The sequence below is a fragment of the Enterovirga sp. CN4-39 genome, assembly GCF_049446235.1.
Lineage (GTDB): Bacteria > Pseudomonadota > Alphaproteobacteria > Rhizobiales > Beijerinckiaceae > Enterovirga.
In genome coordinates this window covers 1-21133 of the sequence record NZ_JBMSEF010000038.1, presented here as the reverse complement: position 1 = coordinate 21133, position 21133 = coordinate 1, and the positions used below count along the sequence as shown (strand labels likewise).

Sequence of the window (21133 nt, the reverse complement as noted above, 5' to 3'; positions counted from 1 at the left end):
CGGCCGCGCTCGCGCTCCACTCGGCGCGCCCACCCCCCTCCATCTCGTGCGCCGAGCGCCGGCGCGCCTCCGGCGCGGGACGCCCCTCCCCTTCGCAGAAGGGCGGGTTGGTGACGACGAGGTCGGCCTGGCCGGACCGCAGGCCGGCCTCGGCGCGCGCCGAGGCCGGCCAGAAGAGGTCGGCCCGGACGACCTCCGCGCGATCCGCGGCGTGATTCGCCCGGATGTTCTGGACGGCGAGCGCCGCGAGGTCCGGGTCGCGCTCGACCAGCACCAGCCGGGAGGCGGGCTCCCGGGCCGCGATCATCAGGCCCACGGCGCCGGTGGCTGCCCCCAGATCGGCGACCAGATCCCCTGGCCGGACATCCGCCAGCCCGGCCAGCAGCACGGCATCAGTGCCAGCGCGATGCCCGCGCCGCGGCTGGAGCAGCGTGACCCTCCCGCCGAACAGACGATCCTCGGTGACCTGGAGGTCCGGCTCAGGCATCCCTGAGCTCGGCCCCGAGACCGGCCTCCGTCAGCAACCGCCGCGCACGAGGCGCCCAATCCTCGGGAATCAGCACGCGACGTTGAAAGGCCCCGATCGAGCCTTCGAGCGCGCCCATATGGGCGTCCGCCACGAGGGCGGGGATGCCTTCGGCCTCGAGCAGGCTCTCGATCAATCCGATGAGGACGACGTCGTTGGTTCGCACCAGCTCAACCATGCCCGAAGGGTATCCCTCTTGCGTCAACCCCGCGCGTTGCGGCAGGTGCCACGTCATGCGAGCGTCCACGCCAATCCGGCCGGCGCGCGCGTTCGGCTTTTGGGAGTAGCCCGTGGGCGTCGTGCTGTCATTCGAGGAGAGGGCTCCAGGCACCCCGCCGGATCTCGACGACCTCATCGCGCTCGTGCGGGACGACATGGAGCGTGTGAACGCCCTGATCATCTCCCGCACCGGCTCCCGGGTGACGATGATTCCGGAGGTGGCCAATCACCTGATCTCCTCGGGCGGCAAGCGCCTCCGGCCGATGCTGACCCTCGCGACCGCGGGGCTCGCCGGCTATCGCGGCGCCGGCCATGTCAGCCTGGCGGCTGCCGTGGAGTTCATGCACACGGCGACCCTCCTGCACGACGACGTGGTGGACGCCTCGACCATGCGGCGCGGCAAGATCGCCGCCCGGATGAAATGGGGCAACGAGGCCAGCGTCCTCGTCGGCGACTACCTGCTCGGGCAGGCCTTCAAGATGATGGTCGAGGTCGGCTCGCTGCCCGCGCTCGGCATCCTGTCCTCGGCCGCCGCCGTGATCGCGGAAGGCGAGGTGCTGCAGCTTTCGGCCGCGAAGAACACCGAGACGAACGAGGACGAGTACCTGAACGTCATCCGCGGCAAGACGGCGGAGCTGTTTGCCGCAGCCTGCGAGGTCGGCGCCGTCATCGCGGAGCGCTCGAAGGCCGAGCAGGCCGCCTGCCGCTCATACGGCATGAATCTCGGCATCGCCTTCCAGCTCGTCGACGACGCGCTCGATTACGGCGGCACCTCCTCGGCGCTGGGCAAGAATGTCGGGGACGATTTCCGGGAAGGGAAGGTCACGCTGCCGGTCGTGCTCTCCTTCCGCCGCGGGGACGACGAGGAGCGGGCCTTCTGGCGCCGGACCATCGAGCGCGCCGATGTCCAGGAGGAGGACCTCGAGCGCGCCGTCGGCATCATGCGCCGGCACCGGGCGATCGAGGACACGGTGGAGCGGGCGCGGCATTACGGCGCGATGGCGCGCGACGCGCTGGCCCTCTTCCCCAAGAGCCCGATGAAGACGGCCCTCTTGCGGGCCGTGGATTTCTGCATCGCCCGCGTGAGCTGAGGCTCAGCGGAAGACGGTCGGCTTCACCCACCAGCCCGGCTCGGCGGCGCGGAGCACCCGGGCGGCCCGGGCGGCCGCGCGGCAATCGTCGAACAGCCCGAACACGGTCGCGCCCGATCCCGACATCCGGGCGAGGCGGCAGCTATCGAGCGCCCGAAGGCGGGCCAGGGCCGCCCCGATGATCGGCTGGGCCGCAAGGGCCGGCGGCTCGAGGTCGTTCCGCCCCGCCGCCACGGCCGACCGGAGCGCGGCCGTCCCCTGCCCTGCCGGGACTTTCGGGTGATCGGAGGGGCCGAGCTCGCCCGGCACTTTTCCCAGCCTGCGAAAGACCTCGGGTGTCGGGACGGCGACCCGCGGATTGACGAGCAGGGCGAAGAGCGGCGGCAGGCCGAGCGGCGGGCCGATGCGTTCTCCGACCCCGCGCATCATCCGGGCCTGCGGCTCGAGGCAGACCGGAATGTCGGCGCCCGTCGCCCGCGCCGCCTCGAACACGGCACCGTCACGGACGGAGAGGTTGTTGAGCTCCGCCAGGAGCCGCAGGGCTGCGGCGGCGTCTGAGGAGCCGCCGCCGATCCCGGCTGCCGCCGGGAGGTTCTTCGTGAGGCGGAAGGCGCCGGCCCGCAGGCCCGGCACGCGCTCGCCGAGTGCCCGCGCGGCGCGGAGCACGAGATTGTCGCCCGTGGGCCCTGCCGCGACGGCAGTCGGGCCTTCGACCTGCAGGGACAGCTCCGGACCGGGCCGGAGTTCGAGGCGGTCGGCGATGCCTGCGAAGACGACGAGGCTCTCGAGCTCGTGATAGCCGTCCTGGCGCCGGCCAAGGACGTGCAGGGTCAGATTGACCTTGGCCGGAGCGCGCGTCGACAGGACGCGCCCGCCCTCTTCCCTACCCGACATGCGGCGTGCCTCGCGGGCGGTCGACCCGAGGTCAGCCGCCGCTCTTCTCCTCGCCGGGCGGCACGCTCGTCTGGACTTCGGCCGGCTTCGGCTCCTCGGGGAGGCCGTTCTTCAGCTTCTCCTCGATCTTGGCCAGGTCCTCGGGCTCCGGATGCGCATCCTTGGCGTGCTGCCACTGGAACTTCGCCTCGAGCTTGCGCCCGACGCGCCAGTAGGCGTCGCCCAGGTGATCGTTGATGACCGGATCGCCGGCCTTAAGCTCCGCCGCCTTCTCCAGCTCGCGGACCGCATCGTCCCAGCGCCCGAAGCGGTAATAGGCCCAGCCGAGGCTGTCGATGATCATGCCGTCGCGCGGGTTCAGCTCCACCGCGCGGCGCAGCATCTTGAAGGCCTCGTCCAGGTTGATGTTCTGGTCGACCCAGGAATAGCCGAGATAGTTGAGGACCTGGCTCTTCCCCATCGGCTGGGTGTCCGGAACGAGCTCCAGCGCCTTCTTCAGGTCGGCCTCGGCCTTCGGCCAGTCCTTCGCCCGCTCATAGGCGGTGCCGCGATAATAGTAGAGCGGCCACAGCCCGGCATCGTCGGCCGCCGTGCGCTCGATCGCCTTGCCGTAGATCTCCGCCGCCTGGGCATATTGCTTGCGCGAGCGGTAGACGTTGCCGAGGGCGACGAGGACGTCGTTGTCGTCCGGGCGCTGCTTGCCGAGCTTCTCCAGATGCTGCACGGCCTCCTCGCCGCGGCCGAGCTGCTCCAGGCTGATCCCGATCTGCACATCCGCGCTGGCGCGCAGCGGAGAGGTTTCGGGAATGCCCTTCAGGATGGCGAGCGCCTGCTCCGTCCGCTTGAGCCGCTCGTAGACCTCCCCGAGCGTCAGGATGGCGAGCGAGTGGTCGGGCTGCAGCTGGAGCGCGAGCCGGAGATAGACGATCGAGGCGAGCTCATCGCCCTGCTGGCTGCCCGCCGAGCCGAGCCCGTACAGGACCTCGGCCGCCCCTTCCTGGGCGTTGGCGATGAGCGGCGGGAGCGTCTTGCCGGCCCTGAGCTGCTCCATGGCGGCCTTCACCATCGGGTGCCGCGGCGAAAGCGCATCGAACCCGCTGTAGACGGCGAGCGCACCATCCCTGTCCCCGCGCTTGGACAGGAGGCGGCCATAGGCGTCGACGATCCGCAGGGTCGTCTTCTCGCTCTCGTAGGCGGCCTTGAGCCGGCGCTCCGCCTCGGCATTGTCTCCGAGGAGGGCCGCGATCAGCCCCGCATGGTAGTCGCGGAAAGCGGAAAAGCCGCGCTCGCCGCGGAGCTGGTCCGCGGTATCGAGGGCGCGCCGCCCCTCCCGCGAGCCGGCGAAGGCCCAGGCCGTCAGCAGGGTCGCCGTGAGGTCGGCGGCCCGCCCGCGGCCATTCCTGACGAGCAGCGAGCGCGCCGTCACATATTGCTTGGCGCGGATCGCCCGCACCGCGAGCGAAAGCTGGGCGAGGCCGTTCTGCGGGTCGCGCTTGACGATGCGCTCCGCGGCATTCGTAGCGCCGGCGAGGTCGCCATCGGCGAGCAGCGCCACGAAGGCCCGCTCCAGAAGCTCCGGATTGCGCGGGTCCTCCTTGAGGGCCTCGCGATAGAACATCGCCGCCGCGGCAGTGTCCCGGGCGGTGCCGGCGATATAGGCCGAGAGGTAATTTCCCTCGAGGCTGGAGGCCGGACCGAAGCCGAGCTTCGACTCAACCCGCGCCGGAGCGGAGCTGCGCTTCGCCCAGGCGGGCGACATGCCTGCGCCCAGGGTCGCGACCAGCACCACGCCGACCGCTCCCGCAAGGGAAGGCTTCCTCAACCAGGCCACCATCTCGGCTCCGCTTCTTCGCCGGCGACGAACCAAGCGCCGTCGCCGCTGCGTTGCGCCGGGTCACCATGGCGGGTTCGCCGAGAGGCGGCAAGGCGCAACGACGCCGCGTCGGCGGACGCCGACGCCGCGCCGTGCGGCCCGGGTTACGCCGCGAGCGGCGGGATTCGCAAGACCCAGCCCGGCTGGATGAGGTCGGGGTTCTTCACCGGGGGCGTGTTGGCCTTGACGATCTCGACATACTTGGCGCCGTTGCCCTTGCCGTAATGCTCCTCGGCGATCTTCCAGAGCGTGTCGCCCTTCTTCACCGTGTAGAACTTCGCCTCGACGGACGGCTGCTGCACCTGCAGGCCGCTGGTATCGACCTCGCTGACGCCGATCGTGTTGCCCAGCGAGAGAATGATCTTCTCCGCCTCTTCCTGGTTCATGGCCTGGCCGGAGACCTTCACCTTGTCGCCCTGAACATCGATGTTCAGCTTCGTTGCATCGAAGCCATGGCCCTGGACCTCCTTCTTGAGGTCGTCTGCCGTGGCCGCCTGAGCGCTGCCGCCGAAAAGCTTGTGGCCCGCGTCCTTGATGAAACTGAACAGACCCATCGTCGCCTCCTCGGTGTGCCCGTCCGAAAGAAGCCCGGCGGGGCGGTCCGGTTCCTGATGCGTCACCCGCCGCCTGGCTTGGCCTCTCGCAAAGTGAGCCTACCCGCAGCGAGGCCCGCCGGATCGGGTAGGCAGGCTCGCCCTCCGGCATCGAGATAGACATGGCCCGCCTGCTCCAGCGGGAGGGTCGAGAACAGATCGCGGGCCGCCGCCACGCCATCCAGGAAGTCGCGCTTGAGGCCTGGAAGGTCCAGGTCGCCCTCCACGTCGACCGATGCCTTGATCTGCTCGGCCGTGAAGGAGGAGTTGCGCGTGATCTCGTCGAGTATCAGCCCGGGGGTCAGGCCCGCGTCCTTGCCGCAAGCCGCCCAGGCAAGGCTAGCGATGGAGCAGCCCGAGCGATGGATCGCCACCAGGTCGACATAGTCGCGCGGCTCCCGTCTGCCGGCGAGAGCCAGGATCTTGTTGACGGCGAGGTCGAAGTCGTGAAGGCGCCAGCCGAATATCGGATCCTGCTGCGCCGGGAAGAACCGAACCGGGCTATCGAAGGTCCAGTCCACGAGCGTTTCGCCGAGAGATGATTTGACGAGGACTTCGGCGAAACCGCCGCCGGGCCTCAGATCGGAATTCGGCGTGACCTCGAAACCCGCCCTGCGCAGGGCCACCTCGTCCCGGGCTAGAGCATCGGCCAGGGCCTCGGGACTTGGATGCTCGATGTCGAGATCGCGGGATCGGCGCGGCCCCGCCCGATTGAGCGTTGCGCCTCCCGCGAAGACGCTCGCGGGCGACCGGTTCGGAGCAAGCGCCTTGAGGACTGCCTTCTGGGCCTCGGTCAGTGCCACGGCGTCTCGCCCAGCGCCTCCAGGGCGCGTCGGATCTCCACGGCGCGGCGCATGCCCTTGCGGCCCCCGTGCTTGGCGATGCCGGCGTAGAAAACCTTCGCCCTCTCACGCGTCGGAAGATCCGACGGGATGTTCCAGAGCGCGGTCGCCCCGAACTCCTCGGCCGTACGGTCGAGGAGTTCCGCCAAATGCCGCTCGATCTCGAGCACGGACGTTTGCATGGCTGCGATGATGCCGGACCATCGGCCCGGCCTCAAGCAGCGCCCCTTCCGTCACATATCCGTATAGTTCGGCCCGCCGCCGCCCTCGGGCGTGACCCAATTGATGTTCTGGTTCGGGTCCTTGATGTCGCAGGTCTTGCAGTGCACGCAGTTCTGCGCGTTGATCACGTAGCGCGGCGGGGCATTCCCCTCTTCCACCCATTCGTAGACGCCGGCCGGGCAGTAGCGGGCGGACGGCCCGTCGAAGACGTCGTGCTCCGAGCGGCGCTGCAGTTCCATGTCCTTGACCTGGAGATGGACCGGCTGATCCTCCTCGTGATTGGTGTTGGACAGGTAGACGGAGGAGAGGCGGTCGAAGGTGAGCACCCCGTCCGGCTTCGGATAGGTGATGCGCTTGACCTCGCTGACCGGCTTCAGCGTCTCGTAATCGGGCTTGCCGTGGGAGAGCGTCCCGAACAGCGAGGTGCCGAGGAGCTGGTTCGCCCACATGTCGATCCCGCCGAGCCCGATGCCGACGATCGTGCCGTAGCGCGACCAGAGCGGCTTCACGTTCCGGACGCGGAACAGGTCGTGGCCGATATCGGAGCCGCGCCAGGCGTTCTCGTACCCCATGAGCTCGTCGTGCTGGCGGCCTTCCGAGATCGCGCTCGCCACGTGCTCGGCGCAGAGCATGCCGGACAGGATCGCGTTGTGTGATCCCTTGATCCTGGGAACGTTCACGAAGCCGGCCGAATCGCCGACGAGGCATCCGCCTGGGAAGACGAGCTTCGGCACCGATTGCCAGCCGCCTTCCATGATGGCGCGCGCGCCATAGCCGATCCGCTTGCCGCCCTCGAAGGTGTCGCGGATCATCGGATGGGTCTTGAGCCGCTGGAACTCCTCGAAAGGCGACAGCGTCGGGTTCTCGTAGTTCAGATGCACCACGAAGCCGACCGACACGAGGTTGTCGTCGAAGTGGTACAGCCAGGAGCCGCCGCCCGCCTTGTTCGGCAGCGGCCAGCCCATGGAATGCTGGACGAGGCCCTTCTGGAACTTCTCCGGCCGGACCTGCCAGAGCTCCTTCACGCCGATCCCGTATTTCTGGTGGTCGGAATTCTTGTTGAGCGCGAAGCGCTGGATGATGCCCTTGGTGAGGCTGCCGCGCGCGCCCTCGGCCAGGATGGTGTACTTGCCGCGCAACTCCATCCCGCGGGTGAAGTCCGCCTTGGGCTGCCCGTCCCGCCCGACGCCCATGTCGCCGGTCGCGATGCCGACGACCTTGCCGTCCTCGACCAGGACCTCCGCGGCCGCGAAGCCCGGATAGATCTCGACGCCGAGCGCCTCGGCCTGCTGGCCGAGCCAGCGCGCAACGTTCCCGAGCGAGCCGATGAAGTTGCCGTGGTTGTCCATCAGCCGCGGCAGGCCGATCGTGGGGATCTTCACGCCCCCGGCCGGGCCGAGGAAGAGGAACTCGTCCTTCGTGACTTCCGTGGTGAGCGGGCGGTCGGGCGCTTGGCGCCACTCGGGGAGCAGCCGGTCGAGCCCGATCGGGTCGATCACCGCGCCGGACAGGATATGCGCGCCGATCTCGGAGCCCTTCTCGACGAGGACGACGGAAATATCGGTGCCCGCCTCTGCGGCGAGTTGCTTGAGCCGGATCGCAGTCGCGAGGCCTGCCGGCCCGCCGCCCGCGATAACGACGTCGAATTCCATCGATTCCCGTTCGGGCAGGTCCATGACTCTCCTCGTGCGCCGAATTCCGCCGCGCCTTACAACCGTTCGAGACTGCTATGGGGCAACCTGGGCCGCGGTGACAAGTTCGACGAGGCTTTGCGGCTCGGAGGGAGGCGCGCCATTCGGGCGCGCATCCTCCTCCCCTTGCGGTTCTCGGCGCTCACACCGGCGCAAGCCGGTGCCCACGGGACTGGATCCCGGCCTTCGCCGGGATGGGCGGGTGGCGGGCACGCGCCGTCCTTCCCCGGCCCGGGGTCTGGTCCATCGGCACTGTCGAAGAGCGGTCTCGTTCCTCATCGAGGGGAGCGGGACGCCGGTTCTCCGGCCTTCAATGATAGGAATTTGCGGATTTGCCAGGTCCCTCCCGGCGTCCCGCGACGGTCTTTTCGGCCCCATAGGCACGCGCCCGGTCAGCCGCCCGGACGCCCCGGCTACCGAACCGAGACCCCGGGACCCGTCCTCCCCTCCGCCAGACGTGACCGGTGCGCACGCGGCTCCCTCGCCGGAGGGGAGTGCGGAGGTTATAGGAATAAATGCTAGGATTGTCAACTCGGGATTCCGCTCACACCGGCGAAAGCCGGTGCCCAGTGACTGGACCCCGGCCTGCGCCGGGGTGAGCGGGGAGGCGGCAGAAGCGCTGGATTGCTTCGCTGCGCTCGCAAAGACGGGTGGCGCCGCTAGACCCCGGCCTTCGCCGGGGTGAGCGGACAGGTGGCTCACGCTTCACCACCGTCCCGGCCGAGACAGGAGCCTTGGTCGGCCCGGCGCGGCCCGGTAGGATGGGCGGATGATGGAGGCCCGGCCCGACCACGCGCAACTCGTCGCCCTGTTCGACTTCTATGTCGCAGCCGGGATCGACATGGCGCTCGACGAGGCGCCGCACGACCGGTTCGCCGAGGATGCGCGGCCGGCGCCGCCGGCAGCCCCGCCCCAGATCGCGGCTCCTGCCGTGGCGCGGCCTGCCGAAGACGGGGTGGCCCGGGCGCTTCCCCTCGCCGCGACGGCGCCTCCGGACGAAGTCGCCGAAAACGCCAGGATGCGGGCGCGCGAAGCGGGCACCTTGGCCGAGCTCGAAGCCATGGTGGCGGCTTTCGAGGGCTGCGCCCTGAAGCGGACCGCCAAGCAGCTCGTCTTTGCCGACGGCAACCCGCAGGCCGAGATCATGCTGGTCGGGGAGGCACCGGGCGCGGAGGAGGACCGGGCCGGAAAGCCCTTCGTCGGCCGGGCGGGACAGCTGCTCGACCGCATGCTCGCGTCGGTCGGGCTCGACCGCAGCCATGTCTATATCGCCAATGTCGTGCCCTGGCGGCCGCCGGGAAACCGGACGCCGACGCCGCAGGAGGTCGCGATCTGCCTGCCCTTCACGCTCCGGCAGATCGAGCTCTGCGCGCCGCGCATCCTGGTGACGCTCGGGGCCCCGGCCACGCAGACGCTGCTCGGGCTGAAGGAGGGCATCAAACGGGTCCGCGGCCGCTGGGTCGCGTATTCCGGGCTCCAGCATCCGGTGCGGGCGCTGCCGATGCTGCACCCGGCCTACCTGCTGCGCCAGCCGATCGACAAACGCCTAGCCTGGCGCGATCTGCGCCTGCTCCGACGAGCCTTGGACGAGGCGCAGGTCTCGGAGTAAGGCTGCCGCATCTGGAGGAGAGCACGCGATGGCAAAGGCATACTGGGTCGCCACCTACCGTTCGGTCAGCAACCCCGACGCGCTTGCCGCCTATGCGAAGCTCAGCGGACCGGCGATCGCCGCGGCGGGCGGGCGGATCCTGGCGCGGGGGCTGCCCTCCCAGGTCTATGAGGTCGGCCTCGAGCAGCGCACCGTCCTGATCGAGTTCGATAGCGTCGAGCAGGCGAAGGCGGCCCATGACAGCCCGGCCTACCAGGAGGCCATGAAGGCTTTGGCGGGCGGGGCGGAGCGCGACATCCGGATCATCGAAGGCGTCTGAGGGCGTCCGGCAGGAACAAGCGTGGCGGCTGCCGATTAGGAAGGCCACAGGGAGCCGGGTCAGGCATGCGCTGGGAAGATTTCCGCACCTCCGACTATGTCGAGGATCGCCGCGGCCAGGGTGGCGGCGGCGGGGGCTTCGGCATCCCGATCGGCCGCGGCGGCGGCGGTCTCGGCATCGGCACCGTGATCGTGCTCGGCCTCGTCGGCTGGGCGCTCGGGATCGACCCGCGCATCCTGATCGGCGGCGCCGAGATGATGACGCGGGGCGGCGGCCAGTCCGGCTACGAGCGGCAGGCGCCCCCGGCGCCGAGCCGGACGGGCGCGCCAAGCGACGAGGTCGGGCGCTTCGCGGCCGCGATCCTCGGCAATACCGAAGATGTCTGGAAGGATGTCCTCCGCGCGCAGGTGAACCGCTCCTATCCGCCGACCAGGATGGTGCTCTACGCAGGCGGCACGCGCTCCGGCTGCGGCATGGCACAATCGGCCATGGGCCCCTTCTACTGCCCGCTCGACAAGTCGGTGTATCTCGACACGAGCTTCTTCCAGGAGATGCAGCGGCGGTTCAAGGCAGGCGGCGACTTCGCCTATGCCTACGTGATCGCGCACGAGGTCGGGCATCACGTGCAGAACGTGCTCGGCATCCTGCCCAAGGTGCAGGCGCGCCAGCGCGAGGTCGGGGAGCGCGAGGCGAACCAGCTCTCGGTCCGGGTCGAGCTGATGGCCGATTGCCTCGCCGGCGTCTGGGCCAAGCATTCCAACCAGCGCTGGAACGCGATCGACGAGAGCGACATGCAGGAGGCGGTCGCGGCCGCCGAGGCGATCGGCGACGACCAGTTGCAGAAGCGCGGCCAGGGCCGCGTCGTCCCGGATTCCTTCACGCACGGCTCCTCGGCGCAGCGCGTCCGCTGGCTGCTCACCGGCTTCAAGAGCGGCCAAGTGCAGAGCTGCGACACCTTCCGGGCGAGCCGCCTGTGAGCCAGCCGAAGCCGCCGCGCGAGTTCATCCCGCTCGGGATCGCGGTGCTGACCGTCTCCGACACGCGCAGCCTCGCCGAGGATCGCTCGGGCGACACGCTCGTCGGGCGGCTGACCGAGGCCGGCCATCGCCTCGCCGACCGGGCCATCGTGCCGGACGACGTGGAGGAGATCAGGGCGAAGGTCCGGGCCTGGATCGCCGACCCGGACGTGGACGTGGTGATCACGACCGGGGGGACCGGCTTCACGGGCCGCGACGTCACCCCGGAGGCGCTGGAGCCGCTCTTCGAGAAGCGCATGGACGGCTTCTCGACGATCTTCCACCAGATCTCGTTCGGGAAGATCGGCGTCTCGACCGTCCAGTCGCGGGCGACCGCAGGCGTCGCGGGGGCGACCTACATCTTCTGCCTGCCCGGCTCGCCCGGCGCCTGCCGGGACGCCTGGGACGGCATCCTCGCCTCGCAGCTCGACTACCGGCACCTGCCCTGCAACTTCGTCGAGATCATGCCACGTCTCGACGAGCATCTGCGGCGGAAGAAGAGCTAGTCGGAACCAGATCCCGTCTTCGTTGACCGGCAACAGGCCGGTAGCTACCTTTCCGGCATGCGGACCGTCGGCATCAAGGTCCTCGAGGGCAGGCTCAGCGAGTATGTCCGCGCCGCAGAGGCGGGCGAGACAGTGCTCGTGACCGACCACGACCGCGTCGTCGCGGAACTTGGGCCTCCTCGTCGCCTCGCTTCGGACCCGTCCGTGGAGGCAATTCGCGAGCAGGGTCGCCGGGAAGGCTGGCTGACGCCGGCGAAGCGGGATTGGCGCGAGCCGCTGCCGGACCGCGGACCTCCGCCCGCCGATGATCCGGATATTCCGTTCGAGCAGCTGATGGCCGACCTCGCCCGTGACCGGGAGGATCGTTGATCTACCTGGATAGCTCGGTCGCTCTGGCAGACATCCTGACCGAAGCACGGCGTCCGCCGAGAGACTTCTGGCAACAGCCATTCGCGTCGAGCCGCCTTCTGCAGCTCGAGGTGCTGAACAGATTATTCGCTCGCCGGGCCGGCCCGTATCGTCTGCGAAGGGCGGAGGACATCCTTGACCGCGTCGAGTTGCTCGAGTTGACGGAGCACGCAGTCGCACGCGCGCTGCAGCCCTTCCCTGTGCCCGTGCGGACGCTCGACGGCCTGCATCTTGCGGCGATGAGCTTTCTCCGGGAGCGCGGCGCCCCGCTGACCCTTGCGAGCTACGACGCACGCCTCATCGCCGCCGCTCAGGCCTTGGGGTTCGGGACCGTTCGGCCTTGACCGGGGCCGAGTGCCGATGACCCGGCAGAACCGCGTTCTGCCGACGGGCGAGATTGTCGCCCTGCCGTTCCGTGGCGCCTGGATGGGCAATCGCGGCATCCTGCACGACGAGGAGGGGCGGCTCGGGCGGGCGCGCTGGCGGCACCAGCACTGGATCATCTGCAGGCTGGAATTCAAGGGCCGGCGCCGCCCCTTGATGGCGCCGCGGCGCTACACGGAGCTCTTCTTCCTGGACGAGGCGGTCGCTCTGGCGGCCGGGCACCGGCCCTGCGCCGAGTGCCGCCGGGACGCCTTCAACGCCTACCGGCGCGCCTGGGCGGACGCTCACGGCGGCCCCCTGCCCTCCGCCGGCGAGATGGACCGCCGACTGCACGCGGCCCGCATCGATCCGCTCGCCCGCGGCCAGCGGCGGTTCCGGGCAAGGCTGGCGGATCTTCCCGACGGCGTCTTCGTGGAGGATGCGGGATCCGGGCCCGCACTGCTGTGGCGAGGCGCGCTCCATCCCTGCCGCGGGCCGCATTACGAGGACGGGATCGAGGCCGACCCCGCCGCCGAGGTGCAGGTTCTGACGCCCGCCCCCTCCGTCGCCGCCCTCCGGGCCGGATACCTGCCCGCCGTCGCTCCGGGAGCCTGAATCGAGGGGCCGCAATGCCGGCCCTTGTCATGTTCTCTTTTTGTTCTTATCTCTGGGTCTGTCGGGGAACTGGCGAGGCAGAGATGGCCACGGTTCGTCTCAGAAGAACTCAGCAGGATGCGAAGCGCTCGGGGCCGGTCGTGCCGCCGCCCGCTGATGTCGAGCGCCGTCGGCCGGAATTGCGGACCTACGCGACGGTGGACACCGAGCGCCGGCGCGGGCGGGGCGTCAACGGCAATCCGGACGGCCGCTTCGAGCCGATCCAGCGCGAGGCGGCCTTCGACGGCTGGGACCTCGCCGAGGAGCCTGCGCCGATCCGGACGGAGGTCACGCTCGAGAAGCCCCGGACGATCATCGCCCGGAACGATTCGCCCGACATTTCCTTCGACCGTTCGATCAACCCCTACCGGGGTTGCGAGCATGGCTGCGTCTACTGCTTCGCGCGGCCGAGCCATGCCTATCAGGGCCTGTCGCCCGGGCTGGATTTCGAGACCAAGCTCTTCGCCAAGCCGAACGCTGCCGAGCTTCTGCGGCGCGAGCTCGCGGCGCCGGGCTACAAGGTCGACACGATGGCGCTCGGCACCAATACCGACCCGTACCAGCCGATCGAGAAGCAGTACCGGATCACGCGCTCGGTGCTGGAAGTGCTGGCCGAGACGAACCACCCGGTCGGCATCGTGACCAAGTCGGCCCTCGTCACGCGGGACATCGACATTCTCGCCCCCATGGCGGCGCGCGGGCTCGCCAAGGTCGCCATCTCGGTGACGACGCTCGATCCGAAGCTCGCCCGCCGCATGGAGCCGCGCGCGGCAACGCCGCAAAAGCGGCTCGCCGCCATCAGGATGCTGGCCGAGGCCGGCATTCCGGTGAGCGTCCTCGTCGCGCCCGTCATCCCGGCCCTGAACGACCACGAGATCGAGAACATCCTCCAGGCCTGCTACGCGGCCGGCGCGCGCCAGGCCGGCTACGTGCTCCTGCGGCTGCCGCACGAGCTGAAGGGCCTCGTGCGCGACTGGCTCGCCGAGAACTATCCGGACCGCATGAAGCACGTCCTGTCGCTGGTCGAAGGCACGCGGGACGGAAAGCTCTACGATTCCAAGTGGGGCCAGCGGCAGACCGGCGTCGGGCCCTATGCCTGGATGATCGGCCGCAGGTTCGAGAAGGCGGCCGAGCGCCTGGGCTTCAACCGCGTCCGCCGCGAGTTGCGCACGGACCTGTTCCGGAAACCCGCAAAGGAGACGGCGCAGCTCGCGCTGTTCTGACGCGAGCCGGAACTGGGGAATATTGCGCGGGCGGGCGTGACAGGGGTGGCGAACGCGGTTCCTCTGGGCGCGGAATCGAATCGCCGCGCCCATGCCCCCCGCCCCGCTCAAACTCACGCGCGAACGCAAGCTCAAGCGCTGCGGCCACGGCTCCATCGCGGGCGTGGACGAGGTCGGGCGCGGCCCGCTCGCCGGGCCGGTGGTCGCCGCCGCCGTGGTGCTCGACCTGAAGAAGGTACCGGCGGGCCTCGCCGATTCCAAGGCGCTCGACCGGGACCGCCGCGAGGAGCTCTTCCTCGAGATCCTGGCGACCGCGGAGGTGGGGATCGGATCGCTCTCCGCCGCCGAGATCGACCGCATCAACATCCGGCAGGCGACGCTGCTCGCCATGTGCCGGGCGCTCGAGGCGCTGCCCTGCCTTCCGGACGTGGCCCTGGTGGACGGGAACGATCCGCCCCGGCTCCCCTGCCCGGTCGAGACCATCATCAAGGGGGACGCGCATGTCCCCTCGATCGCGGCCGCCTCCATCGTGGCCAAGGTCGTGCGCGACCGCATGATGCGCCGGCTCGGCGAGGTTTATCCCGCCTACGGCTTCGGCTCGAATGTCGGCTACTCGACCGCGCCGCACCTCTCCGCGCTGTCCGGAAACGGCCCCTGCCCCTACCACCGGCACAGCTTCGCACCCGTCCGGGCCGCCGGGGATCTCCTTCAGGGCCTTTGACAGCTCAAGAAAAGCGAAGTCGAATCAACGGGGTAGGCAAAAATTGCAGCCCCAAAACGAGACGCAGTTTTCTTCCGCGGGAAACCTCGCCTTTACCCTGCCCGGCCATAAACGCAGCGTCAGTTGCGTAATCGGTGTTGGCCATGGGTACCCAGCGTACCGGGGCCGTCGGCGCCGCCTCCCGGAAACAGGTCTCGCGTACCGGGCAGGCCGCTCCGACGCCCCGGAGGGGGTGCGTCGCCCCTCGGCTCGACGATGTTCTCGTCGGAGATTGTCTTCAGATCCTGCGGGAGATCCCGTCGGAAAGCGTGGATCTCGTCTTTGCGGATCCGCCATACAACCTGCAGCTCGAATCCGCGCTGACCAGGCCGGACCAGTCGCTCGTCGATGCTGTCGACGATCATTGGGACAAGTTCGCCAGCTTCGCCGAGTACGACGCGTTCACGCGGGCGTGGCTTGGCGAATGCCGCCGGATCCTGAAGCCGAACGGGACCCTTTGGGTCATCGGCTCGTACCACAACATCTTCCGTGTCGGTGCGACGCTGCAGGACCTCGGCTACTGGATCCTGAACGACGTCGTCTGGCGCAAGGCGAACCCGATGCCGAATTTCCGCGGCCGCCGGTTCACCAATGCGCACGAGACCCTGATCTGGGCCGCGAAGGACGCGCGGTCGAAGTCCTATACTTTCCACTACGAGGCCCTGAAGGCCGGCAACGACGACCTACAGATGCGGTCGGACTGGCTGTTTCCGCTCTGCACGGGCGAGGAGCGCCTGAAGGACGCATCCGGCCGCAAGACCCACCCGACGCAGAAGCCGGAAGCGCTGCTCGCCCGGATCCTGATGGCGGCCTCGAACCCGGGCGACGTCGTGCTCGACCCGTTCTTCGGGACCGGCACCACGGGCGCCGTGGCGCGCCGGCTCGGCCGCCGCTTCGTCGGCATCGAGCGCGAGGAGACCTACGCCGAGGCGGCGCGCCGCCGGATCGCGCTCGTGCGTCCCCTGGACGAGGCCGCGACCGCAGCGCTCCCGGCGAAGCGGGCCGAACCCCGCATCCCGTTCCTGTCGCTGATCGAGTCAGGCCTCGTGCAGCCCGGCGAGACCGTCACCTGCGCGGCCGGCCGCAGATCGGCGCTGGTCCGGGCCGACGGCACGCTCAAGGCCGGCCCCGCTGCCGGGTCGATCCATAAGATCGGCGCGCTCGTTCAGGGACTGCCTGCCTGCAACGGCTGGACCTTCTGGCACGTCGAGCGTGCGGGAAATCGTCTCGTCCTCGATGCACTAAGAACGGAAATGCGGGCTCGTTTGGGATGAGCGTGCAAGGATTTTCGTTGCAAGCTTGACCATTGCATGATTGCAGGAGGGGCGGCGGTGCGCGTTGTTTCGTGTCCGCGCCAAGCATTTCCCGTGAGGCTTTTTAGAATGACCACAGACACTCCGACATCCGCCAGCGATCTCATATCGCTGACGGCCGAACTGGTAGCGGCCTATGTCGGCAACAACGTAGTCCCCCAAGGCGAACTTCCCGCGCTGGTCGCATCGGTGCATCAAAGCCTTGCTGCACTTAGCGGACAGGCCCCGGCGGCGCAGGCCGAACGTCCTGTTCCCCCGGTGCCGGTCAAGAAGTCGATCACGCCCGATTACCTGATCAGCCTCGAGGATGGACGTCGCTACAAGTCGCTGAAGCGTCATCTGGCTGGCCGTGGTCTTACCCCCGAGCAGTATCGTCGCAAGTGGGGCCTTGCCGGCGACTACCCGATGGTTGCCCCGAATTACGCCAAGCAGCGCTCGGAACTCGCGAAGGCGGCTGGCCTCGGCCGCAAGCGCGAGGAAGAACCCGCCCCGCGCGCCGCGAGCCGCCGCCGCGCTGCCGCCCGCTGAGCGCCATCAGATTGCGACATCGGGCTGAAACACTCGGGTTGAAGGAGAGGGTCGCGTTCCCATCCGGGAGCGCGCCGTCTCTTCAGGCAAACCTGGGATGCCCGTGTCGAAGAAGCGTAAAATCTCCCCGAGCGCGAGCGATCTTGCCAGCTACACGCTCGGGGCTGCCCTCTATATTTGGCTGATCGTGCTCGGGTTCACGCGCTAGCCTCGGCGCTTGACTGCTCGACTGACAGGCTTCGGCTTGACCGCCTGTTCCCCGCCAAAGGCCAAGGCCAGCACCTTCTTCATGACGTTGGGCAGCGGTTCCGCGGCGAGTTCGTCGCGCCCCGCCCATCGCATGCCCTCGGGAGCCGCAGCGGCCGCAGCCGCACGCCCGACGAAAACCGATAGCTCCAGCGGAAAGTGCGTGAAGACGTGGCGGACGACGCCCGCGGCGCGCCGCCACCGTGCCTCGAACGGGGCGTCGAGGATCGCCTTGGCGGGATCGTAGTCGCTGCGCCATTCGCTGGTCGGCACCTCCGCCATGCCGCCCAGCAGCCCCTTCGGCGGCCGGGTCCGCAGCAGGATGGCCCCGTCCGGCCGCACTGCCACGAAGGCGGCGCCACGGCGCAGCACGCCTTCGCGCTTCGGCGCCTTCACGGGATAGCTCTCCTGCAGGCCGGCCTGCCGGGCCCGGCAAGGCCGCATCCAGGGGCAGAGCGCGCAGGCGGGACGCTTCGGCGTGCAGATCGTCGCGCCGAGATCCATGAGCGCCTGGGCGAAGTCGCCCGGCCGGTCCACCGGCACGAGATCCTGCGTCAGGGCGCGGATCGAGGCCTTCGCGGCCGGCATCGGCTCGTCGACCCGGAACAGCCGGGACACGACCCGCTCGACGTTGCCGTCCACGGCCGCGGCGGGCCGATCGAAGGCGATCGCCGCGATGGCGCCTGCCGTGTAGGCGCCGATACCGGGCAGCTTGCGCAGTCCCTCCTCCGTATCGGGAAAGGACCCGCCATGCTGGCCGACCACGGCCTGCGCGCAGGCATGGAGGTTCCGGGCGCGCGAGTAGTAGCCGAGACCGGCCCAGGCGCTCATCACCGCCTCGCTCGGAGCGGCCGCGAGCGCCTCGACGGTCGGAAAACGCTGCAGGAAGGCCGCGAAATACGGCCGGACCGCCGTGACCGTCGTCTGCTGCAGCATGATTTCCGACAGCCACACGCGATACGGGTCCGGGGTCTCGCCGGGACGGGCCCGCCAGGGAAGGTCGCGGCGATGCCGGTCATACCAGCAGAGAAGGTCGGCGGCCTGCGGCTTGGCCTCGGCGCCGGGTGGCACTACGACCGTATCCGCCCCGGGCACCTCCGGTGCAGGAGGCTCCGCAATCTTCCGCTTCGAACGAGTGAGCGTCATGCGCGTGCGCGGCGCCGGGCCAGCCAGGTGATGCGTATTGCCCTTCTCACGCTCGAGGGGGTCGCGGCCTCGCGCGCGGTGCGCCGCTTCATCGCCGCCGACCCGGGCCGGCTGGCATTCGTGGGCCTCTCCGACCCGTTCCGGCCGGAGGCCGGCGGCGCGATCGGGCAGACGGCGAAGCGGCTGCGCCATTCGGGACCACGGATCATCCCCTACCTGTTCCTCAATTTCTCGGCGCCCCGGATCGCCGGAGCCGTGCTGCCGCGCGCTCGGGCGGGCGATGTCGACCGCACGCCCATCCCGCGGCTCTGCCGCGAACTGGGCGTGCCGGTCGTCGACGTGCGGGACGTCAACGCGCCTGCCTTCCGCGAGCGCCTCGTCCAGAGCGGCGCCGACCTGATTCTCACCTTTCACTTCGACCAGATCTTGCGCGCGGAGACCATCGGCAGCGCGGCCGCGGGTGGGATCAACGTGCATCCGGGTCTCCTCCCGAAGCATCGCGGCCCCGTCCCGACGATCCTTGCGCTGCTCGACGACCCGGTGGAGCTGGGCGTTTCCATCCACCGGCTCGCGCCGACGATCGATGCGGGGGCGCTCCTCGCCCAGGTGCAGATGCCCGACGTCGCTGGCCTGACGGCGCTCGAGGCGGCGGCGCGCCTGCACGAGGCCGCCCTGCCCGAACTCGATCGCGTGCTCGCGGACATCGCGGCCGGACGCGCGGCCGAGCGGCTGCTGCCCGTCCTGCCCTATCGCGGCTTTCCGACGCCGGCGGAGATGCGCCGGCTCTCCACAAAAGGGCGGCGGGGCGCCGGCTGGCGCGACCTCGCCGCGGCCCTGCGCCTCCGCGCCTGAGTTGCAGCCTCCCGGTACAGCGCCTAGCTGAGGGGCCTGGACGATCGATCGATGAAGCGCGCCGCCCCCCTTGCCGAGTTTCTCGATGCCTGCCTCGGCCCGACGGTCGCCAAGCAGGGCTTCTCGGGATCGGACATCATCGTGTCCTGGCCGGAGATCGTCGGCGAGCGGCTCGCCGCCTATTCGCAGCCCATCAAGGTCGAATGGCCGCGCCGCGTGATCCCGGATGCGCCGGCCGAGCCCTCGACGCTGATCGTGCGGACGGAGAGCGCCTTCGCGCTGGAGCTGCAGCATCTCGCGCCCGTGATCATCGAACGGGTGAACGCCTTCTATGGCTGGCGCTGCGTCGGGCGCATCGTGCTCAAACAGGGTCCGGTCATCCGCCCGGCGGCGCCTGTTCCGCTGCCCGAGCCGAGCCCGGCGGATCGCGCTGTCGCGACGGAGGCGGCCACGGGCGTTTCCGACGACGCGCTCCGCAGCGCATTGGAGCGGCTCGGTTCGGCCGTGATTGCGGCGGAGCGTCGCGACCGCGGTGGCACCGGAAGCCCGCCCGTGCCACATTCGTCGTAGTATATCCCCACCTGGAAACTGGAGATCTTCACATGCTGTCACGGCGCGAAGCGCTGGGCACGCTCGGTGCCGCCCTCGGCGCGGCGACCCTGCTGCAGTCACATTCGGCCCTCGCCCAGGACGCGGCATTGGCCGACCTCGCGGTCGCCGGCCCGCTCGGCGATGCCTGGCAGGGGCCGGAGGGCGCGAAGGTCACGATCATCGAATACGCATCCTTGACCTGCTCGCATTGCGCCCAGTTCCACAAGGCGACCTATCCGGAGTTGAAGAAGCGCTACATCGACACCGGCCAGGTGCGCTTCACGCTGCGCGAGTTCCCGCTCGACCCGCTCGCCACCGCCGGCTTCATGCTGGCCCGGGCCGACAATTCCGCGCGCTACTATCCGATCACCGACATGCTGTTCGACACCCAGCAGAGCTGGGCTTTCGTGAACAAGCCGCTCGATGCGCTCGCCCAGGCGATGCGGCAGGCCGGCTTTTCACAGGAAAAGTTCGAGACGACCTTGAAAGACCAGAAGCTCTATGACGCCGTCAATGCGGTGAAGAACCGTGGGGCGGAGAAGTTCAAGGTGGATTCGACCCCGACCTTCTTCGTGAACGGCCAGCGCATCAGGGGCGCAGCCTCGATTGACGAGCTCGAGAAGATCATCAAGCCGATTCTCGGCGCCTGATCTGCCCGGCTCCGGCCCGCCACGGGCCGGACGGCGGAGCTTCGTCCGCCCATGAAGCTGACGCGGCTGCGCATCGTCGGCTTCAAGACCTTCGTGGAGCCCACGGAGGTCCATATCGAGCCGGGCCTGACCGGCGTCGTCGGTCCGAATGGCTGCGGCAAGTCCAACCTCGTCGAGGCCCTCCGCTGGGTCATGGGCGAGAGCTCGCACAAGAACATGCGGGCCGCGGGCATGGACGATGTCATCTTCGCCGGCTCCGGCACGCGCGCCGCCCGAAACACCGCCGAGGTGCTGCTCGCGATCGACAACGCCGATCGGGCCGCGCCGGCCGCCTTCAACGACACCGACGCCCTCGAAGTCTCGCGCAAGATCCAGCGCGAGCACGGGTCGAGCTATCACGTCAACGGCCGCGAGGTGCGGGCGCGCGACGTCCAGCTCCTGTTCGCGGATGCCGCGAGCGGCGCGCGCTCCCCGTCCCTGGTGCGGCAGGGGCAGATCAGCGAGCTGATCAACGCCAAGCCGCAGGCCCGCCGCCGGATCCTGGAGGACGCGGCCGGCATCGCGGGGCTCCATGCGCGCCGGCACGAGGCCGAGTTGCGGCTGAGGCATGCCGACGAGAACCTCGCCCGCGTCGAGGACGTGCTGCGCGAGATCGACAGCCAGGCCGAGGGCCTGCGCCGCCAGGGCCGGCAGGCCCAGCGCTACCGGACGCTCTCGGCCGAGATCCGCAAGCTCGAGGCGCGCCTGCAGGCAGTCGCCTGGCGCAATGCGGAGCGCGAGACGCTCGCCGCCGCGGCGGCAGCCCGCACCGACACCAACGCGGTCGCCGAGCAGACCGCCATCCAGGCCGAGGCCGCGAAGCGGCAGGCCGTCGCGGCGCACGAGATCCAGCCGCTGCGGCAGGCGGAGGTCGCGGCGGCGGCGGCATTGCGGCGCCTGTCCGGCGCCCGGCACGAGCTGGAGCACGAGGAGCGCCGCGCCAAGGAGAAGCTCGCCGA

General features: G+C 69.7%; 25 protein-coding genes. 16 read left to right on the top strand and 9 right to left on the bottom strand.

Going from position 1 to position 21133, the window contains the following annotated elements:
• Together ACO2SS_RS28125 and ACO2SS_RS28120 are read right to left on the bottom strand one after the other, a co-directional pair.
• The coding region (locus ACO2SS_RS28125) for a tRNA1(Val) (adenine(37)-N6)-methyltransferase (protein ID WP_423281180.1) at window positions 1–487 on the bottom strand (487 nt) is incomplete at its 3' end.
• Window positions 480–704, bottom strand: coding sequence for a DUF2007 domain-containing protein (locus ACO2SS_RS28120; protein WP_423281179.1), 225 nt, complete (start codon window positions 702–704; stop codon window positions 480–482). The genes ACO2SS_RS28120 and ACO2SS_RS28125, both read right to left, overlap by 8 nt.
• Window positions 705–816: 112 nt before the next feature.
• On the opposite strand from ACO2SS_RS28120, the gene ACO2SS_RS28115 reads away from it, so the two are divergent.
• Window positions 817–1836 carry a polyprenyl synthetase family protein gene (locus ACO2SS_RS28115; RefSeq protein WP_423281178.1) on the top strand — a complete coding sequence of 340 codons (1020 nt, stop codon included), beginning with the start codon at window positions 817–819 and terminating at the stop codon, window positions 1834–1836.
• 3 nt (window positions 1837–1839) lie between these two features.
• Here ACO2SS_RS28115 and ACO2SS_RS28110 read toward each other — a convergent pair whose 3' ends face one another.
• From ACO2SS_RS28110 to ACO2SS_RS28085, 6 genes are all read right to left on the bottom strand, one after another.
• Window positions 1840–2730, bottom strand: coding sequence for a 4-(cytidine 5'-diphospho)-2-C-methyl-D-erythritol kinase (locus tag ACO2SS_RS28110; protein ID WP_423281177.1), 891 nt, complete (start codon window positions 2728–2730; stop codon window positions 1840–1842).
• A 31-nt stretch (window positions 2731–2761) separates the two neighbouring features.
• Window positions 2762–4564: a tetratricopeptide repeat protein gene (locus ACO2SS_RS28105; protein ID WP_423281176.1), complete on the bottom strand. Its 1803-nt coding sequence runs from the start codon at window positions 4562–4564 to the stop codon at window positions 2762–2764.
• A gap of 143 nt (window positions 4565–4707) precedes the next feature.
• Window positions 4708–5157: a peptidoglycan-binding protein LysM gene (gene lysM / locus ACO2SS_RS28100; protein WP_423281175.1), complete on the bottom strand. Its 450-nt coding sequence runs from the start codon at window positions 5155–5157 to the stop codon at window positions 4708–4710.
• Between the two features lie 62 nt (window positions 5158–5219).
• A complete protein-coding gene (locus ACO2SS_RS28095; protein WP_423281174.1) occupies window positions 5220–5999 on the bottom strand; it encodes a nucleotidyl transferase AbiEii/AbiGii toxin family protein in 780 nt (259 codons plus the stop codon).
• Window positions 5990–6220, bottom strand: coding sequence for a hypothetical protein (locus tag ACO2SS_RS28090; RefSeq protein WP_423281173.1), 231 nt, complete (start codon window positions 6218–6220; stop codon window positions 5990–5992). The genes ACO2SS_RS28095 and ACO2SS_RS28090 overlap by 10 nt, the downstream gene beginning before the upstream one ends.
• Before the next feature lie 51 nt (window positions 6221–6271).
• Window positions 6272–7936, bottom strand: a complete 1665-nt coding sequence (locus ACO2SS_RS28085) for an electron transfer flavoprotein-ubiquinone oxidoreductase (protein ID WP_423281172.1) — start codon at window positions 7934–7936, stop codon at window positions 6272–6274.
• A gap of 784 nt (window positions 7937–8720) precedes the next feature.
• Between ACO2SS_RS28085 and ACO2SS_RS28080 the strand changes: the two genes are divergently transcribed.
• The 11 genes from ACO2SS_RS28080 to ACO2SS_RS28030 all read left to right on the top strand — a co-directional run bounded on the left by ACO2SS_RS28080 (window position 8721) and on the right by ACO2SS_RS28030 (window position 16650).
• Entirely contained in the window at window positions 8721–9560 is an 840-nt protein-coding gene (locus tag ACO2SS_RS28080) for a uracil-DNA glycosylase (protein ID WP_423281171.1), read from the top strand.
• A gap of 28 nt (window positions 9561–9588) precedes the next feature.
• Window positions 9589–9879 carry a DUF1330 domain-containing protein gene (locus tag ACO2SS_RS28075; protein WP_423281170.1) on the top strand — a complete coding sequence of 97 codons (291 nt, stop codon included), beginning with the start codon at window positions 9589–9591 and terminating at the stop codon, window positions 9877–9879.
• A gap of 65 nt (window positions 9880–9944) precedes the next feature.
• Entirely contained in the window at window positions 9945–10856 is a 912-nt protein-coding gene (gene ypfJ / locus ACO2SS_RS28070) for a KPN_02809 family neutral zinc metallopeptidase (protein ID WP_423281169.1), read from the top strand.
• Window positions 10853–11401, top strand: a complete 549-nt coding sequence (moaB, locus tag ACO2SS_RS28065) for a molybdenum cofactor biosynthesis protein B (RefSeq protein ID WP_423281168.1) — start codon at window positions 10853–10855, stop codon at window positions 11399–11401. Before ypfJ ends, moaB begins: the two co-directional genes overlap by 4 nt.
• Before the next feature lie 57 nt (window positions 11402–11458).
• A complete protein-coding gene (locus ACO2SS_RS28060) occupies window positions 11459–11770 on the top strand; it encodes a type II toxin-antitoxin system Phd/YefM family antitoxin (RefSeq protein WP_423281167.1) in 312 nt (103 codons plus the stop codon).
• Entirely contained in the window at window positions 11767–12153 is a 387-nt protein-coding gene (locus ACO2SS_RS28055; protein WP_423281166.1) for a PIN domain-containing protein, read from the top strand. The genes ACO2SS_RS28060 and ACO2SS_RS28055 overlap by 4 nt, the downstream gene beginning before the upstream one ends.
• Before the next feature lie 16 nt (window positions 12154–12169).
• The gene (locus ACO2SS_RS28050; protein ID WP_423281165.1) at window positions 12170–12787 is read left to right on the top strand and encodes a hypothetical protein; all 618 of its coding nucleotides are present in this window, start codon (window positions 12170–12172) and stop codon (window positions 12785–12787) included.
• A gap of 83 nt (window positions 12788–12870) precedes the next feature.
• A complete protein-coding gene (locus ACO2SS_RS28045) occupies window positions 12871–14049 on the top strand; it encodes a PA0069 family radical SAM protein (RefSeq protein WP_423281164.1) in 1179 nt (392 codons plus the stop codon).
• Between the two features lie 91 nt (window positions 14050–14140).
• Window positions 14141–14770 carry a ribonuclease HII gene (locus ACO2SS_RS28040; RefSeq protein ID WP_423281163.1) on the top strand — a complete coding sequence of 210 codons (630 nt, stop codon included), beginning with the start codon at window positions 14141–14143 and terminating at the stop codon, window positions 14768–14770.
• A gap of 143 nt (window positions 14771–14913) precedes the next feature.
• On the top strand, window positions 14914–16083 hold the full coding sequence (locus tag ACO2SS_RS28035; RefSeq protein WP_423281162.1) for a site-specific DNA-methyltransferase: 1170 nt from the start codon (window positions 14914–14916) through the stop codon (window positions 16081–16083).
• A gap of 108 nt (window positions 16084–16191) precedes the next feature.
• On the top strand, window positions 16192–16650 hold the full coding sequence (locus ACO2SS_RS28030; protein WP_423281161.1) for a MucR family transcriptional regulator: 459 nt from the start codon (window positions 16192–16194) through the stop codon (window positions 16648–16650).
• A gap of 204 nt (window positions 16651–16854) precedes the next feature.
• Here ACO2SS_RS28030 and mutY read toward each other — a convergent pair whose 3' ends face one another.
• Entirely contained in the window at window positions 16855–18042 is a 1188-nt protein-coding gene (gene mutY / locus ACO2SS_RS28025) for an A/G-specific adenine glycosylase (RefSeq protein ID WP_423281160.1), read from the bottom strand.
• 30 nt (window positions 18043–18072) lie between these two features.
• Here mutY and ACO2SS_RS28020 point away from each other — a divergent pair, with 30 nt between their 5' ends.
• From ACO2SS_RS28020 to ACO2SS_RS28005, 4 genes are all read left to right on the top strand, one after another.
• Window positions 18073–18894, top strand: a complete 822-nt coding sequence (locus ACO2SS_RS28020; protein WP_423281159.1) for a formyltransferase family protein — start codon at window positions 18073–18075, stop codon at window positions 18892–18894.
• A 51-nt stretch (window positions 18895–18945) separates the two neighbouring features.
• The gene (locus ACO2SS_RS28015; protein ID WP_423281158.1) at window positions 18946–19464 is read left to right on the top strand and encodes a DUF721 domain-containing protein; all 519 of its coding nucleotides are present in this window, start codon (window positions 18946–18948) and stop codon (window positions 19462–19464) included.
• Between the two features lie 32 nt (window positions 19465–19496).
• Window positions 19497–20135 (top strand): DsbA family protein, encoded by a 639-nt coding sequence (locus ACO2SS_RS28010; protein WP_423281157.1) that lies wholly within the window; start codon window positions 19497–19499, stop codon window positions 20133–20135.
• Between the two features lie 51 nt (window positions 20136–20186).
• Window positions 20187–21133 (top strand): AAA family ATPase (locus tag ACO2SS_RS28005; protein ID WP_423281156.1); only part of this gene is annotated, 947 nt, incomplete at its 3' end.